The organism is Pseudomonas sp. Kh14, from assembly GCF_900291005.1.
GTDB lineage: Bacteria > Pseudomonadota > Gammaproteobacteria > Pseudomonadales > Pseudomonadaceae > Aquipseudomonas > Aquipseudomonas alloputida.
The window spans coordinates 1-234 of the sequence record NZ_OLKJ01000323.1; the positions used below are offsets into that span (position 1 = coordinate 1).

1 pseudogene is annotated in these 234 nt (G+C 62.0%); it reads right to left on the reverse strand.

Annotated elements, in window-relative coordinates:
- Positions 1-207, reverse strand: a pseudogene (locus tag FQ668_RS29140) (phosphonate metabolism protein/1,5-bisphosphokinase (PRPP-forming) PhnN); the annotation flags it as partial.
- Between the last annotated feature and the right edge of the window lie 27 nt (positions 208-234).

Below are 234 nucleotides of genomic sequence, written 5' to 3' on the forward strand. Positions count from 1 at the left end.
ATCAAACTGCTCAGGCGTGACCCCTTGGGCAGCTTCGCCTTTGGCTTCGGTCGAACGGGTGATGACCCGGCGGGCAATTTCTACCCCGCCGGCGGCCAGTTGCTCACGCGAAGCGTCGCTCAGGGAATCTTTCCCGCAACCCGACGGCCCAACCAGAAATATCAACCGGCCCCTCCCTGATCGGCGGTCGCTTGCGTCATGTTGCATAGCCACTCTGCTCTATGGCGCAATGCG